We start from the raw sequence: 15,326 nt of genomic DNA on the forward strand, positions 1-15,326 counted from the left end.
CGCTGATCGAGCGTGTAAAGACGGTGCGCGCCGAGCTGTTCAAAGCGGTGTGCCTGGAGCAACGCAAGCCGCTGCATCACTGCGCCACCGGCGACGCATCAGGCGGCCACCGCCCGGCTCCACGAGCGCCATCCGCAATGTGATAACGTATCAATTCATTTGTAATGACCGCTTGCCATGTCCTCTGCCGCGCCGCCTGTTTCTGCCATTTCCCTTGTCGACGTGCACGTGTCCTACCGCGGCCGCGCGGTATTGCAGGGGCTGCACCTGCAGGTGCAGCCGGGCAGTGTGTATGCGCTGCTGGGGGGTAACGGCGCGGGTAAGTCGTCCACGTTGTCGGCGTTGCTGGGCTTTGTGCGGCCGGTGTCCGGGCAGCTGCAGGTGGATGGTGTGGACCCGGTGGCCAACCCCGGGCGGGCGCGGGCGCGCCTGGCGTATCTGCCGGAAAACGTGGCGCTCTACGAGCACCTCAGCGCGCTGGAAAATGCCGACTACCTGCTGGCGCTGGCCGGGCAGCGGCGTAGCCCGGAGGCGATTGGCACTGCGCTGGCCGCGGCCGGGCTGCAGCGCGAGGCATGGACGCAGCGCCTGGGTGGTTTTTCCAAGGGCATGCGGCAGAAGGTGGCGATCGCCGTGGCCACCTTGCGCGAGGTGCCGGTGCTGTTGCTGGACGAACCCACCTCTGGATTGGACCCGCGCGCCATCGGAGACTTCAACCAATTGGTGAGCAGCGTGCGTGCGCGCGGCGGCGCGGTGCTGATGGTCACGCACGATCTGCTCGGTGCGGTGGATGTGGCCGACCGTATCGGCTTTCTGGAAAACGGGCGCATCGTCGATGAAGTCGGCGCTGGTGACAGCGGCTTCGACGTGCGCACCCTGCATGCGCGCTTTGCGCGGCCGCAGGACCGCGCCGCATGAGTCCTGTGCTGTGGGTGGCACGCGAAGAACTGCGCTACATGGCACGCAACCGGTCCGCGGCCATCGGCCTGGTGTTGCTGATGGCGTTGACGCTGGTGTCCGCGCTGACCGCCGCGCAGCATCAGCGCGAGGTCTCCGAGTTCCGCACCCGGCAGCAGCAGGCCGCGCAGCAGGCGTTCGAAGCGCAGCCAGACCGGCACCCGCACCGCGTGGTGCATTACGGGCACTTCATCTATCGCCCGTTGCCGGCACTGGCGGCCTTCGATGCCGGCGTGGATGCCTTCACCGGCAACAGCATGTTTCTGGAAGGCCACCGCCAGAACACCGCCAATTTCGGCGACGTGCGGCAAAGCTCGTTGCTGGTGCGCTTCGGGCAACTCACGCCTGCGTTCGTGCTGCAGGTGCTGGCACCGCTGCTGCTGGTGTTCCTGGGCTACGGCGCAGTGGCGCGCGAACAGGAAACCGGCACCTTGCGCGTGGTGTTGCTGCAGGGCGCCACGCGGATGCAAGTACTGAGCGGAAAATATCTGGCCCTGGCCGCAGTGGCGGCGGCCTGCCTGCTGCCCGCGCTGGTCGGCTTGGTGCCGGTGGCGGTGCTGCCGGGGCAGGGCGTGCGGGTGGCGGTACTGGTGCTGTCGTATGCGGCGTATCTGCTGGCATGGTGCGCGTTGGTGCTGACGGTGTCGGTGCTGTGCCGGCGTGGCCGCGATGCCTTGCTGGTGGCGCTGGCCTTGTGGGTTTGGCTGGCCCTGCTGGTACCGCGGGTGGCGCCGGATGTCGCCAATGCCGCGTATCGCCTGCCCACGCGGCTGGAAACGGACGTGGCGATCCAGCGCGACTTGCGCACGCTCGGCGACAGCCATAACCCCGATGACCCGCACTTTGCGCACTTCAAACAACAGGTGCTGGCGCAGTACGGCGTGCAGCGGGTGGAAGACCTGCCGGTGAACTACAAGGGCTTACTGGCACTGGAGGGCGAACGCCTGACCGCCAGCCTGTTCGAACGCTACGCGGCGCGCGATTCGGCGATCCAGCAGCAACAGAATCTGTTGGTGCGCATGTTTGCGCTGCTCAGCCCTACGGTGGCCTTGCGCGAGGTCTCGATGACGGTGGCCGAGACCGACTTGCGCGCGCACGAACGTTTTCTCAGCCAGGCCGAGCGGTATCGCTATGGCCTGGTGCAGCAGCTCAATCAATTGCAGGCCGATGCGGTGAGCCTGGCCGACGACACCGCCAAGGATGCTGGTGCCGACCAGCGCAAGCGCATCGATGCCGCGCATTGGCACCGCATTCCCGTGTTTGCATTCGAGCCATCGGCCACGGCGCAGTTGCTGCACGCAGGGCGTGCCAGCCTTGCCTTGCTCGCCGGCTGGTTGCTGCTGTCGCTGTGCCTGGTCACGGTGGCCGCGCGGCGGATGGGAGTGGCACGCTGATGGCCGTGTGGCGCTACGAATGGCTGTTGCTGCTGCGCGCACGCGCGGCGGTGGCAGGGCTGGCCTTGCTGGTGCTGCTGGGCGTGTGCAGCCTGGTTTCCGGGCACCACCTCATGCAGGCGCAGCGCGACAACATCGCGCGCATCGCGGCCTTGCAGCAGGAAGACATCGCTGCGGTGCAGGCGTATGTGGCGCGCAGCAACGATGCCGGCAGCGCTGCGTATTACAGTTTCCATCCCACCTGGGATCCGCCTGCGCCACTGGCGTTTGCTGCGGTGGGCATGCGCGATGTGTCGCCGTACATCCTGCGCGTGCGTGCGCTGGGCCTGGAGGCGCAGATCCATGACGGCGACAGCTACAACCCCGAACTCGCGCTGGCTGGCCGCTTCGACTACGCATTCGTGGTGGTGTTCCTGTTGCCGCTGTTTGTGATTGCGTTGTTGTTCGACCTGCGCTCTGGCGAACAGGCGGCCGGGCGCGCGCGCATGTTGGCGGCGTTGCCCGGTTCCGGCACGGCGTTGCTGGCGCGGCGGCTGACGGTGCGTGCGCTGGCGGTGCTGCTATGCCTGGCGTTGCCGTTTGCGGTGGCCGCCACGCTCAATGGCGTGCCGCTGGGCCAGCAACTGGCGGTGCAGGCGCTGACTTGCGCCTATCTGTTGTTCTGGGTGGTGGTGGCGGTGCTGGTGGGGCGGCTGCCATGGCGGCCGGCCGCGCATGCCACTGCGCTGGCCACGTGCTGGGTGGTGCTGGCGCTGGTGGCACCGGCGCTGGCGCATGTGGCGATCAACCAGGCGGTGCCGGTCAATCAAGGCACCGAGATTGCGCGGCTGCAGCGCGAAGCGGTCAACCACGCCTGGGACATTCCGCGCCAGGACACCATGCAGGCGTTCTACGCGCGTCATCCGCAGTGGGCGGATTCGCCGCCGCTGACCGATGCATTCCACTACAAGTGGTATTTCGCCTTCCACGCCAACGGCGATGCGCAGGTGGCACCGCAGGTGAGCGCGTACCGGCAAGGCCTGCTCCGCCGCGAAGCGCTGGCGCAGCGCGTGGCCGCGGTGTTGCCACCAGTGGCGCTGCAGGCTGCATTGACGCGTCTGGCCGGCACCGATCTGCAGGCGCAGCTGGCCTACCAGGACCGCATCCGCAACTACCACCGCGCACTGCGCACGTACTACTACGGGTTCCTGTTCCGCGATCGCGCGTTTACCGGAGACGACTTCGCACGCGCACCGCGCTTTGAAGCGATGGCAGACCCGGCGTCCTAGCGGCGCATTCCCGCATCACCGTCGCATCGATTTTTGTGTGCCTTCATCGCGACAGCCGCCACCGGCGGCTGTCTTTCAGGAGTCCTGCCCCGTGTCCAGTCTTCTTCCGCACCGCCGCGCTGTCTCGATGCTGCCGCTGCTTGGCGTGCTCGCCTGCGCCGCCGCACCGGCCACTGCGGCCGAGCCACAGGCGCGCAGCCTGGATGCGGTGCAGGTACGCAGCGACTACGCACCGTACCGCGCACTGACGGTGACCGGCGCCACCAAGACCGAAGCACCGCTGCGCGATCTGCCGATCAGTGCACGCGTGCTCGACCACAGCTTGCTGGAGGATGCCGGCGTCACCGACCTGGCCGGCGCACTGGACATGGCCAGCGGCATCACCAAGGCCAATAACCTGGGTGGGTTGTGGGACAGCTACTCGATCCGCGGATTTACCGGCGACCCCAACTTCAGTTCCGACTACATGGTCAACGGCTTCAATGCCAGCCGCGGTTACAACGGCCTGCGCGATGGCGCCAATACGCAGAGCGTGGAGGTGATCAAGGGGCCGGCGTCGGCGTTGTACGGGCGCGGCGAGCCAGGTGGTGCGGTGAATATCGTCACCAAGAAACCCTTGTTCGATGCGCAGCACAGCGTGGATCTGTCTGCCGGGCGCTTCGACAGCTACCGCGCCGCGCTGGACAGCACCGGCCCGCTCAGCGAGACCGTGGCCTACCGCGTAAATCTCATGCACAAGGACCAGCACAGCTTCCGTGACACGGTCGATAGCGACGCCACGCTGCTGGCGCCGTCGCTGCTGTGGATGCCCACGCCCGACACCACGGTGTCCTACGAGCTGGAACTGCTGCGCATCCACACCCCGTTCGATCGCGGCGTGACCGCCATCGATGGCGATGCCAACCGCCTGCCGGCGTCGCGCTTTCTGGGCGAGCCGGGCGATGGCGACATCGATCTGCATTCCACCGGCCACCAGGTGTTCGCGGTGCATGGCTTGAACCAGACCTGGTCGTTGCAGGGCGGTGCCACGTATCGCGACAGTGGCATGCGCGGCTTTTCCACCGAGCCGTGGACGCTGCAGGCCGACGATCGCACGCTGCGGCGCGAGCGCCGCTACCGCGACTACCAGGGCCGCGACATCGCCGCGCGCGCCGAACTGCTGGGCACGCTCGGCAGCGGCAAGGTCAGCCATCACGTGTTGTTCGGCATCGACGGCAACCGCTTCAACGACAGCCGCTACCAGCTGCGCGCGCGCTCGGCGGCCACGCCCTACAGCATCGACGTGCTTGCACCGCGCTATGGCGTGGCGCAACCCGGGCGGTTGGCGCCGATCACCGATACCGACGAGCGACAACAGGTGTGGGGCGTCTATGCGCAGGACCAGATCGATCTGGGCGCGCGCTGGAAGGCCTTGCTCGGCGTGCGCTACGACCACTATCAGCAGGACATTGCCAACCGTCTGCGCGCAACCACGCAGCAAGCCTCCGACGGCGTCATCAGCCCGCGTGCCGGGCTCACCGTGCATGTGGATGACACGCTGTCGCTGTACGCCAGTGCGGCGGCCGGGTTTCGCCCCAATAGCGGCGTGGGTGCCAACGGGCAAAGCTTCGCGCCCGAGAAGAGCCGCTCGCTGGAAACCGGCCTGAAATACGTGCAGCCCGGCGAGGGCCTGGAAGCGACACTGGCGGTGTTCCGTATCGACAAGGAGAACGTGTTGAGCCTGGATCCGGCCGACACCAGTTTTTCGTTGCCGGTGGGGCAGATGCGTAGCGAAGGCGCAGAGCTGGATCTGCTGGGCCGGCTCACCCCGCACCTGGCCGCCTCGGTGGGCCTGGCGTATACCGATTCGCAGGTGACCCGCAGCAGCGCCGCTGCAGTGGGCACCGGGCTTGCCGAAGGGCGTCGCTTTCCGAACGTGCCACGCTTCAGCGGCAATGCCTTCGTCAACTACGCGCAACCGTTGAGCGGCACGCGCAGCGCCGCGGTCGGAGTGGGCGTGTCGCGCACCGGTGAGCGGCTGGGGTCGGTCGACAGCAACACCGGCTTCGTGTTGCCGGCCTACACGGTGTGGCGCCTGGTGGGCCATTACGACCTCAGCGAGCGTCTGCGACTATATGCAAAGGTGGAAAACCTCACCGACCGCCGCTACGCCGCGTTTTCATACAGCGAGCAATGGGTGTATCCGGGCGCGCCGCGCACCTGGACGGTGGGCGCACGGCTGAGGTTCTGAAGTGCGCGCCCGTTCGTCTGCTGCGCGGTCGCCGTGCAGGACGCTGCGCCGTTGTAGCGGGCGCTGCACGGCACGCGACACCGAACTCAAAGAGTGCCCCGAGGCGATAGCGCGCGCGCCGCGATGCCGACGCGCATCACGCACATCGCATTCGTGCAGCTAAGCGCGGCTAACAAACCGTAGCGAGCAGTGGTCAGGTGGGTGCGGATGGCGCGGAGGAGCCGGAATGTACGTGGGTACATGCCGATTCCGAGCAACGGCCGCGCCCGCCTGGGGGCTGCGCAGTCGTTTTGAGAGCTGCTCTAAGCGCGTCGCTTCGGCGCCGCGCTGCGGCTGCGTTTCTTGCCCGGCAATGTCGGTGCCGGCGCTTCGTTGGCCAGTGCGCCGCCGTGCTGCAGCTGCTCCATCCACGACAAGGCATCGACGTAGGCGAGGAAGTGCTGCAGATAGCCGGGCGCCTGCGCGCGCATCAGGCTGATGCACCGATGCACCAGCACGCTGGAATTGAGCGGGCCGGCATCGGCGGGCGCGTCCTGCAGCGATTGCCGCACCTGGCTGGCGGTGCGCACCGTGGCCCAGGTGCGGCGGAAGTCGTCCAGCGCCGGCAACTCGGGGAATTGCGGAGCATGCGCGGCATTGCCGGTGCTGCTGTCGCTGAGCAGTGCGGTGTGGCCGGCCATCTGCGTGAGCAGCTCGCTCAGTGCCTGGCGTGCGGAGACCGGTGCAGGCGCAGGTGCGGCGCTGCGCTTGTTGCGCGCGCGCGATTTGGGCGCGGCTGCTGGTTCTGGCGGCGCAGGTACGGGCACGGAGACCGGCGCCGGCTGCAGCGCCTGTGCATAGGCCGTCACCAACGCGGCAAGCTTGTCTTCCAGCACCTGACGCACGGCCGGCGGCTGCGTGGCGGCACGTGCCTGCAAGGTCTGCATCAGATGGAAGCGCACCGGGTCGCGCTGGTCGGCGCCTTGCGCGCGCCACTGTTCCAGCTGCGCCTGGGTGGATGACCCGGTGCGGCTCATCGTGGTGCGGCGGCGGCAGCAGGGGGGGGCGACGGGCGCGGAATCGGCGCGATTTCCACACGGCGGTTCTTGGCGCGTCGCGTTTCGTCGGCATTGGAATCCACCGGCTGTTGCGAGCCGAAAGCGGCCGCGAACACCGAAGAGGCGGGCACGCCTTCGGCGATCAGCGCACGGGTCACGGTGAGCGCACGTTGCGCGGACAGTTCCCAGTTGTCGGCATAGCGACGGTTGCTGTCCAGCACCGGGCGGTCGTCGGTGAAGCCGCTGATCATCAGGATCTCTTCGCGCGACACCAAGTACTCGGAAAGTGGCGCGGCCAGGCTCTTCAACACCTCGCGGCCTTCCGGCTGCAGCTGGTCGGAATTGAGCGCAAACAGCACGCTGCCGCGGATGCCGATGCGGCCGTTGACCAGGGTGACGCGGCCGGCGGCCAGCGGTGCGGCGAGTGCTTGTTCCAGGGTCTTGCGGCGCTGCGCTTCGGCCTGGCGTTGCTTGACCTCGTCGTCCAGGCGGCTGGACAGCTGCAGCTGCACGCCGATCACGCCGACCAGGATCAGCACGAACGCGCCCAGCAGCACCGACATCAGGTCGCCGAACGCGGCCCAGATCGGTGCGGCGGATTCGCCATCGAGGTCGATCTCATCGCTCATGCCGGCTGCGCTCCGTTGGCGTCCACGCGGCGGTCATCGAGCAGGCGCAGTTCTTCGATGATCTGCTTCTGCGAGAGCATGCTCAGGTCCACCACTTCGCGCGCCTGCGCCACGTAATACGCCAGCTGATCGTCGCTGCGCGCCTGCGCCGCATCCAGTGCGCCGGCAATGTGCTGCAGGCGGTCGTTGAGCTCGCCGGTGGAGGTGCTGAACAACTGCACCGCGTGCCCGAACGCGTCGCCCAGGCTGGCCACTTCCACCGCGCTGCCGGTGACCTGCGCGGCCACCGCCTCGAGTTTGCTGGTCTCGGTGCCGATCTGTTCGGTGAGCTGGCTGCCCACACGCTGCAGCAGATCGGCCGAGGTGCTGACCAATGCGTCGACGGCGACGCGTTGTTCGGTGGAAGCGTGATTGACCGCGTTGAGCAAGGTGTCCAGCGTGGCGAGCAGGCGGCTGCGCTCTTCCAGCATCGCGGTGTCGCGCACCATGCTTTCGGAGAGGTTCTGGCGCAGCTCGGCCACCACGTCGGCAGCGGCCTTGGGGGCTTCGGCGGCGATCTGCATCAGGCGCGACACTTCGGCAATGGTGGCGCTGGCCTGTGCCTGTGCCTGCGTGGAAAGCTCGCTGGCGGTGGCGGCCAGGGTGTCGCAGATGGCCTGTTGTTGCTGCGCCACCTGCTGGCCGGTGTGTTCCCATTGCGCGCTCAGGCGCGTGCTCATCGCGGTGAAGCGCTCGCTCCACAGCGCCAGGCGGGTGTCGTCGCGTGCTTCCAGTGCGGCCTGCAAGTCAACATGCGCCTGCTGCAGGGTGCCGATCAACGCGGCGGCGTGCGCCTCGCTGCTGGCGTTGGCTGCGCTCAGTGCGCCCTGGTGCTGAGCGGCCAGCTCCGCGCTGGCCTGCTGTTGCTGCGCCAGCGCGGCATTCCAGGCATCGGCGGTCTGGCTGCTGGACTGTTCCAGGCGCGCGGACACCGCATCCACCAACGCTTCGGAGCGGGCTTCAAACGTGCTGGCGAAGTGTGTCAGCGTGGTGTGCAGTGCATCGGTCAGGCTCTGGTTGGCGCGTTGCTGCTCGCTCGCTGCCGCCGTCCAGGTTTGCGCGGCAGTGGCGGTGCTGGCAGCGAAGCCGGTGCTCAGCCCATCGAGCTGTTGCTGCACCGCCTGGCCCACGCCGTCCTGCAGCGTGGTGCTGTGCTCGGCAATCTGCTCCAGCGTGCGCTGCAATTGCGCGCTGAGCGCCTGGGTGGACTGCTGGTGTTCGGCCAGCACCGCGGCCCAGCCTGCGGCCCCCGCGGCGGTGCTGTGCGCAACGCCATCGTTGAGCGCAGCCAGTTGCTGCTGCACCGCCTGGCCAAGGTTGTCCTGCAGTGCGGTGGTCTGCGTGGCGAGTTGTGCGAGGGTGCTCTGCAGTTGTTGTGTGAGCGCCTGCTGGGCCTGTTCCTGCGCGGTGAGCGCGGCCTGCCAGTTGGCAGCGGCAGCGCTGGTGCTGCGTTCGAATCCGTCTGTCAGCACGCCCAGCTGCTGCTGCACGGCCTGGCCCACGCTGTCCTGCAGGGCGGTGGTCTGCTGCGCCATCTGTGCGAGCGCATGCTGCAGCTGTTCGGTCTGCGCCTGCTGCGCACGTTCCTGCGCGGTCATCGCCGTGCTCCAGTGCGCGCTGGCGGCACTGGCACTGTGCGCAAAGCCGGTGCTGATGCCTTCCAGCTGCTGCTGCACCGCGTCGCTGATGCGCGCATGCAGGGCGGTGGTTTCCTGTGCGATGCCGGCCATGGTGGCGGCCATCGCCGGCTGCAATGCATCGCCCACTGCGCGGGCGCTGTCGGCCACACCGGCCTGCAATGACTGCTGCAGGGACTCGGCCAGGCGCAGGTAGGCAGCTTCGGTGCGCGCGTGGAAGTCGGCCTGCTGCGCGGTGAGCCGTGCATCGGCGGCGCTGCTGTGCTGCTCGATGCTGGCCATCAATGCCTGCAGGCGGTCGATCAGGGCCGGCATCAGCGCGCTTTGTTGCTGCTGCAGCTTGAAGGTCTCGCCGCGCTGGTGCGCGTCCGAATACGGGTGCAACGCAGTGGCGATCTTCAGGTCCAGCTGTTGCACGGCCTGCAGGCGCTCACGCCGGCACAGCGCCGACAGCAGCCCGAGCATGGCCGAGGTGGCAACGCCGGCGATGGAGGTGCCGAACGCGAATGCCAGGCCTTCGACCGGTGCGGCCAGCGAGCCGCGGATGGCCTGCAGGTCGGTGGCGCTCTGCAGCGCAAAACCGGTGCCCTTGAGCGTGGCCATCATGCCAAGCAGGGTACCGAGCATGCCCAGCAGCACCAGCAGGCCGACCAGGTACGGGGTGAGCACCGGCGCCGGCAACGCCACGCGTTCGCCCTGGATGCGCAGGCGCACGGCGTTGCGCAGCCCGGCGGGCACGGTCTGCAGCCAGTCGGCCAGCGCCGCGGGTGCGCTGCTCACACCTTCGAGCGCCTGCTCCAGCGCAATGGTGGCCTGGCGGTAGCGGTACAGCTCCAGCGCACCGGCGATGTAGCACGCCCCGATGACCGCGGCGACCAATGCGCCGAGCGGGTTGGAGCCGAGGTAACCGATGCCGACCCAGCACACCGCCAGCAGGCCGACAAGAAACACGAAAACGGACACGAGAGTTCTGAACATGACGTCCCAATTAGCGGGTGCGAAGCGCTGCAAGCAGGCCTTCGATAGGGTGAAAACGAACTTCCAGTTCGGCGAGCAACACGCTCTGCAGATCGTTGCGGAACACGTCCAGCCAGGCATCCGAGCCGGGGCGTGCTGGCGCGATGTCGGTGTCTTGCGCGGGGTGGTGGGCCGCGCGCAGGCGTTCGAAATGGGTGCCGAGCAGGGTGGGCACGGTGGCCAGCAGGCTCTGCTCGCGCGGGCTGAGGGTGAGTTCCATCACCGCGTCCACTTCGGCCAGGCGCGCCATCTCGCCGTTGCCCGATTGCGCCAGCATGTCGCGCAGCCGGCCGCGCAAATCGCCGGTGGTGCTGCGCATGCCGCGCTGCATGGCCAGGTAGTGCTGCCGGAACGGTGCGTAGTCGGCCAGTGGTGCGGGGGCGCCTGCGGCCGCGGCGGCGCGGGCCTCGCTGCGCAGCCGGGTGAGCAGCGTGTCCAGCTCGGTCACGCAACTGGTGGCCAGGGTGGCGCGCAGGCGCGCGCAGTCGTCGGCACCGATGGCGTTCACCTCGGGCAGCGTTTCGGCGTCGGGCAGCTTGCCGTCCAGTGCCTTGGACACGGCAACGGCGCGCGTCCAGTCGATCCACTGGCTCAGCCGATCGGCCAGCGCGTGGTTGGACTGCGCGACGTGGACGTCGGTGAGGCGAGCGAGCAGGCGAATGAACGCCGGGCCCGAGAGGGGCGCCCGTGGAGGAGCTTTCGCCATTCTTCCGGTCAAAGACCGCGCATTTTACACGGGAATGACAGCCGCTCCCTTTGCCGGGGCGGGCGGGGGCTGCGGCGGGCGGTGGCGTTCATGGAGGGGGAATCGGGAATGGGGAATGAGGAATGGGGAATGGGGATTCGTCGGGGCGCGGGGAGATCGCGGGGAGATGGGAGGGGGGGCTTTTCTCTGAACATTCGGGCGGCCGCCTTGCCATGCACTGCGGACAGGGCTTGGTCCGTCGCAGCGCGGGCAATGGCTGCAGGGAGAGGCAGCCATTGCCCGCAGCGCCTGCATCCCGCCGATTCATGAAGCCTGTTCATGACCCCATGCCGGGAAACGGGCTCCGGGTGGCGCCTGCGTTTGCTACAAACGGGTAGGCATTGGCGGCTGTCCGAGCCGCCGCGTGCGCCGGCTGATTCAGGCCGATCTGGCAGTGCCAGTCCCTCGCCAGCGCCCAGGCGCGGCGGCGCGCAACCCGCCCGTCCCCCTCAGGAGCACCCACATGAAGTTCGACACCCCCGCAGGCACCACGCCCGCCGACCAGCTCAAGGTGCTGGGCCAGCCGGTCGACCGCGTGGACGGGCCGCTCAAGGTGACCGGGCAGGCCCGCTACGCCTATGAATGGCACGACCAGCCCGGGCAGATGGCCTACGGCTACATTCTCGGCGCGGCGATCGGCAAGGGGCGCATCACCGCACTGGACACTGCCGCCGCACTCGCCGCGCCCGGGGTGATTGCGGTGCTTACCCACCAGAACGTGCCCGCGCTGGGCACCGGCGACTTCTATGTGCAGCGCTTTCTGGCCGCGCCGCAGGTGGACCACTACCACCAGCCAGTGGCGGTGGTGGTGGCCGAAACCTTTGAACAGGCCCGCGCCGGTGCGGCGCTGGTGCGGGTGCGTTATGCGCGCGAGCGCGGGCAGTACGACCTGGCGGCCCAGCAGGCCAGCGCCCCGGTGGCGCCACAGGCGCCGTTCGGCGGGCCGCCGCAGACCGCCCAGGGCGACTTTGCCGCCGCCTATGCCGCCGCGCCGTTCACCGTGGATGCCACCTTTCGCACGCCCGACCAGGCGCACGCGATGCTGGAGCCGCACGCCACCATCGCGCGCTGGGAAGGCGAGCAGCTGATCTGCCACACCGCCATCCAGCAGATGAACTGGGGCACGCGCGATCTAGGCAAGGCGCTGGGCGTGCCCAAGGAGCGCATCCGGTTGTTGTCGCCGTTCATCGGCGGCGGCTTCGGCGGCAAGGGCACCGCACAGGCGGATCTGGTGCTGGCGGCGCTGGCCGCGCGCATCACCCGGCGGCCGGTCAAGCTGGCCCTGCAGCGTCCATTGATGTTCAACAGCACCATCCACCGGCCGGCGACCCTCCAGCGCCTGCGGCTGGGCGCCGGCGCAGACGGGCGGCTTACGGCGATCGGCCATGAAAGCTGGTCCGGCAATCTGCGCGGCGGCCGCAGCGAGCCCACCACCTTGTCCACGCGCGCGCTCTACGCCGGCGCCAACCGCATGACCGCGGTGCGGCTCGCAGTGCTGGACCTGGCCGAAGGCAATGCCATGCGCGCGCCCGGTGAGGCGCCGGGGATGATGGCGCTGGAGGTGGCCATGGACGAACTGGCCGAACGCGTGGGCATGGACCCGGTGCAGCTGCGCATCGTCAACGACACCCAGGTGGACCCGGAACAGCCGCAGCGGCCGTTCTCCACGCGGCCCTTCATCGCGTGCCTGCGCAGCGGCGCGCAGCGCTTCGGCTGGTCGCGGCGCAACCCCACGCCGGCCAGCGTGCGCGACGGCCGTTGGTTGATCGGCATGGGCATGGCCGCGGCCATTCGCGGCGCGCCGATCTCCAAGGCCGCTGCGCGTGCGCGGCTGGATCGCAGCGGCACGCTGACCATCGAAACCGACATGACCGACATCGGCACCGGCAGCTACACCATCGTGGCGCAAACCGCGGCCGAGCTGCTTGGCCTGCCGCTGCACCAGGTGGTGGTGCGGCTGGGCGACTCCAGCTTTCCGGAAACGCCCGGTTCCGGCGGGCAGCAAGGTGCCGCCTCGGTGACTGCCGGCGTGTATGCCGCCTGCATGCAGCTGCGCGCGACGGTGGCGCAGCGCCTGGGCATGCCGGTGGACCAGGCTCGCTTTGCCGACGGCAAGGTGCACGCCGGCACGCGTTCCATTGCGCTGGCACAGGCGGCCGCCGGTGGCGAGCTGGTGGCCGAAGACGCGATGGAGTTCGGCACACTGAAACAGCAGTACGCGCAGCAAACCTTCGGCGCGCATTTCGCCGAGGTTGCGGTGGATGCCGATACCGGCGAAATCCGCGTGCGCCGGCTGCTGGCGGTGTGCGCGGCCGGGCGCATCCTCAATCCCAAGACCGCACGCAGCCAGGTGATCGGCGGCATGGTGATGGGCGTGGGTGCGGCGTTGATGGAAGACATGGTGGTGGACACCCGGCTGGGCTTTTTCGTCAATCACGACCTGGCCGGTTACGAGGTGCCGGTGCATGCGGATATCCCGCATCTGGAGGCGCATTTCATCGACGAGGTGGACCCGACCATGTCGCCGTTGAAAGCCAAGGGCGTGGGCGAATTAGGACTCACCGGCGTGGCGCCGGCGTTGGCGAATGCTGTCTACAACGCCACCGGCATCCGCGTGCGCGACTACCCGATTACGCTGGACAAGTTGTTGGCACAGTTGCCGCGACGGGCGGGATGAGTGGTGGTTGCGCGTGGTGTGCTGCGGCAATGCGCAGTGAGCTGATTGCGTCGTGATCTGCATCGGTCGCAGGTGTTGCCGGAGTTGTCTTGCGACGAAGCCGCCGCAAGATGCAGTCCTGGCACACCCGCCTGACCGGGGTTTAGACGTGCTGCATTTGAGTGGGCAAGTAGGGTGTTCGCCAACGCACTTGAAGCGGCAAATTCGTTCATTCCAAACGCAGATGTGTGGCCAGGCGGTTCGAGATCCGAGCAGTAGCTTGGGAAGCTGCAGCGCGTGTCGCGAGTGCTCGCACTACGAGCAGATGCGAGCGTGCCTGCTAGGCATGCAACTGGTTCCACAGTTGAGTGCGCCTGCAGCGTCAACAATGCGTTTGGATAATGCGGATGGACATGCGCTGCTGCGGATGTGTCCTCCGTGTCAAAAAGCGCTGCAGAATCGCGGCGTTTACGGCCGCAGGCACACTGTTCAGCCATCGCAAAGCCAGCAATTTAACCAATTCAGGTTCGCCGCCGCTGTCGCCTGGCGGACCCGGTTTTGTAAGGTGAACGGGTATAAGCTGCGGGCCGGGGACATTCCCCAACGAGGTAAACACAATGGACCGCTCTGACATGCAAGTGTCCGATCTGCTGGTCTTGGAGCTGCAAGGGTTCCACGACGCCTATGGCAGTGGACCGGACTTCTGGGACGCTTATCAACGCATCATGACCACCGCCGCACAGGCCGGTGGCGACGTCATCGCGCTGGCCAACGAAATGGCTGCGCTCGCACAAGGCCTCGGCGCGGTCGGCCGCGCGCAGCTGTTGTAGTCCGCCGAGCGTGCATGGCGCTGCGGCGTAGCGCCATGCGCGCGCTGCCGCCACACGGCTCACTCCACGCTGCCGCAGTGTTCACGCCTGCCTGCGGCGTCCGCTTCTAGACTCCATGCAATCGATGGCACGCGCTGGTGGAAACACGGGTGCTGCCAGTCGGGGCGTCGTCTGGCAACCGTGCAGTGCACCGTTGCCATTGCATGCGTCCGTTTGCGCAGCGCGCCGCCCCAACCCGCTGGATGCGACCAGTCCCGCCATGTTGAGGAGTACGGTCGTGAACGAAGGAGAAGGGTGCGTGCGTCTGCATCTGGTGGGCGGCCCGCAGGACGGGCAGACGCTGCAGGCCGATTCGGCGCCGGAATTGTTGATCCCCGAGGGGTATCAGATTTCACCGTGGCCCGGCGGCGAGTTCGGCATCCACTGGCGGCACGAACTCAATCTGGCCTGCCCGCATGATTCGATGCCCGAAGGCGATGTGCATGACGCGCTGGGCGTGCACTGGCGGCGGTATCTGGTGCTGCGGCGGCAGGAGGACTAAGAGCAGCTATCAAAACGACTGCGCAGCCGTCAGGCGGGCGCGGCCGGTGCTCGGAATCGGCATGTACCCCCGTACACTCCGGTTCCTCCGCGATGTCCGCACCCACCTGACGACTGCTCGCTACGTCTGTTAGCCGCTCTAAGCGGGCAGGGCGCTGTTCGACCCGGCATTCCGCGGCGCAAGCGGTCGATTGCTGTAGCCGCTGTCGTTGACGTTTCGCTTGGTTATTGCGCGACTGTTTGCCCGCAATGCGCTTGATGACGTTGAGCTGCTCTACCTGCTCTGGTCGTGCCAAGTGCAGCGGATTTCCCGCTGGCCGGCTCGTCTAGCAGAAACGGCACAGCCT

At 67.9% G+C, this 15,326-nt stretch carries 11 protein-coding genes and 2 other RNA genes; 8 read left to right on the plus strand and 5 right to left on the minus strand.

Features of this window, described 5'->3' with window-relative positions:
- Positions 1-177 precede the first annotated feature (177 nt).
- From QRM60_RS15580 to QRM60_RS15595, 4 genes are all read left to right on the plus strand, one after another.
- A complete protein-coding gene (locus QRM60_RS15580) occupies positions 178-918 on the plus strand; it encodes an ABC transporter ATP-binding protein (protein ID WP_225043053.1) in 741 nt (246 codons plus the stop codon).
- Entirely contained in the window at positions 915-2,351 is a 1,437-nt protein-coding gene (locus tag QRM60_RS15585; protein ID WP_285446554.1) for a DUF3526 domain-containing protein, read from the plus strand. The genes QRM60_RS15580 and QRM60_RS15585 overlap by 4 nt, the downstream gene beginning before the upstream one ends.
- The gene (locus QRM60_RS15590) at positions 2,351-3,619 is read left to right on the plus strand and encodes a DUF3526 domain-containing protein (protein WP_285446555.1); all 1,269 of its coding nucleotides are present in this window, start codon (positions 2,351-2,353) and stop codon (positions 3,617-3,619) included. Before QRM60_RS15585 ends, QRM60_RS15590 begins: the two co-directional genes overlap by 1 nt.
- A 127-nt stretch (positions 3,620-3,746) precedes the next feature.
- Positions 3,747-5,849 (plus strand): TonB-dependent siderophore receptor, encoded by a 2,103-nt coding sequence (locus QRM60_RS15595; protein WP_285446584.1) that lies wholly within the window; start codon positions 3,747-3,749, stop codon positions 5,847-5,849.
- Between the two features lie 167 nt (positions 5,850-6,016).
- Here the strand turns inward: QRM60_RS15595 and QRM60_RS15600 are convergent.
- From QRM60_RS15600 to QRM60_RS15620, 5 genes are all read right to left on the minus strand, one after another.
- A non-coding RNA gene (locus QRM60_RS15600) (sX9 sRNA) lies at positions 6,017-6,091 on the minus strand.
- Positions 6,092-6,151: 60 nt separating this feature from the next.
- Positions 6,152-6,865: a DUF2894 domain-containing protein gene (locus QRM60_RS15605; protein WP_285446556.1), complete on the minus strand. Its 714-nt coding sequence runs from the start codon at positions 6,863-6,865 to the stop codon at positions 6,152-6,154.
- A complete protein-coding gene (locus tag QRM60_RS15610; RefSeq protein ID WP_285446557.1) occupies positions 6,862-7,515 on the minus strand; it encodes an OmpA family protein in 654 nt (217 codons plus the stop codon). Before QRM60_RS15610 ends, QRM60_RS15605 begins: the two co-directional genes overlap by 4 nt.
- Positions 7,512-10,169: a DUF802 domain-containing protein gene (locus QRM60_RS15615; protein WP_285446558.1), complete on the minus strand. Its 2,658-nt coding sequence runs from the start codon at positions 10,167-10,169 to the stop codon at positions 7,512-7,514. The genes QRM60_RS15610 and QRM60_RS15615 overlap by 4 nt, the downstream gene beginning before the upstream one ends.
- 10 nt (positions 10,170-10,179) lie before the next feature.
- On the minus strand, positions 10,180-10,914 hold the full coding sequence (locus QRM60_RS15620; RefSeq protein ID WP_186829554.1) for a DUF3348 domain-containing protein: 735 nt from the start codon (positions 10,912-10,914) through the stop codon (positions 10,180-10,182).
- A gap of 502 nt (positions 10,915-11,416) precedes the next feature.
- Here QRM60_RS15620 and paoC point away from each other — a divergent pair.
- The 4 genes from paoC to QRM60_RS15640 all read left to right on the plus strand — a co-directional run bounded on the left by paoC (position 11,417) and on the right by QRM60_RS15640 (position 15,115).
- On the plus strand, positions 11,417-13,630 hold the full coding sequence (gene paoC / locus QRM60_RS15625; RefSeq protein ID WP_285446559.1) for an aldehyde oxidoreductase molybdenum-binding subunit PaoC: 2,214 nt from the start codon (positions 11,417-11,419) through the stop codon (positions 13,628-13,630).
- Positions 13,631-14,226: 596 nt separating this feature from the next.
- Positions 14,227-14,439 (plus strand): hypothetical protein, encoded by a 213-nt coding sequence (locus QRM60_RS15630; RefSeq protein ID WP_011038791.1) that lies wholly within the window; start codon positions 14,227-14,229, stop codon positions 14,437-14,439.
- Between the two features lie 277 nt (positions 14,440-14,716).
- Positions 14,717-14,980 carry a hypothetical protein gene (locus tag QRM60_RS15635; RefSeq protein WP_114999901.1) on the plus strand — a complete coding sequence of 88 codons (264 nt, stop codon included), beginning with the start codon at positions 14,717-14,719 and terminating at the stop codon, positions 14,978-14,980.
- A 61-nt stretch (positions 14,981-15,041) separates the two neighbouring features.
- A non-coding RNA gene (locus QRM60_RS15640) (sX9 sRNA) lies at positions 15,042-15,115 on the plus strand.
- Positions 15,116-15,326 lie beyond the last annotated feature (211 nt).

It is taken from the genome of Xanthomonas sp. fls2-241-TYG-148 (genome assembly GCF_030208815.1).
In the GTDB taxonomy this organism is placed as follows: Bacteria; Pseudomonadota; Gammaproteobacteria; order Xanthomonadales; family Xanthomonadaceae; genus Xanthomonas; species Xanthomonas campestris.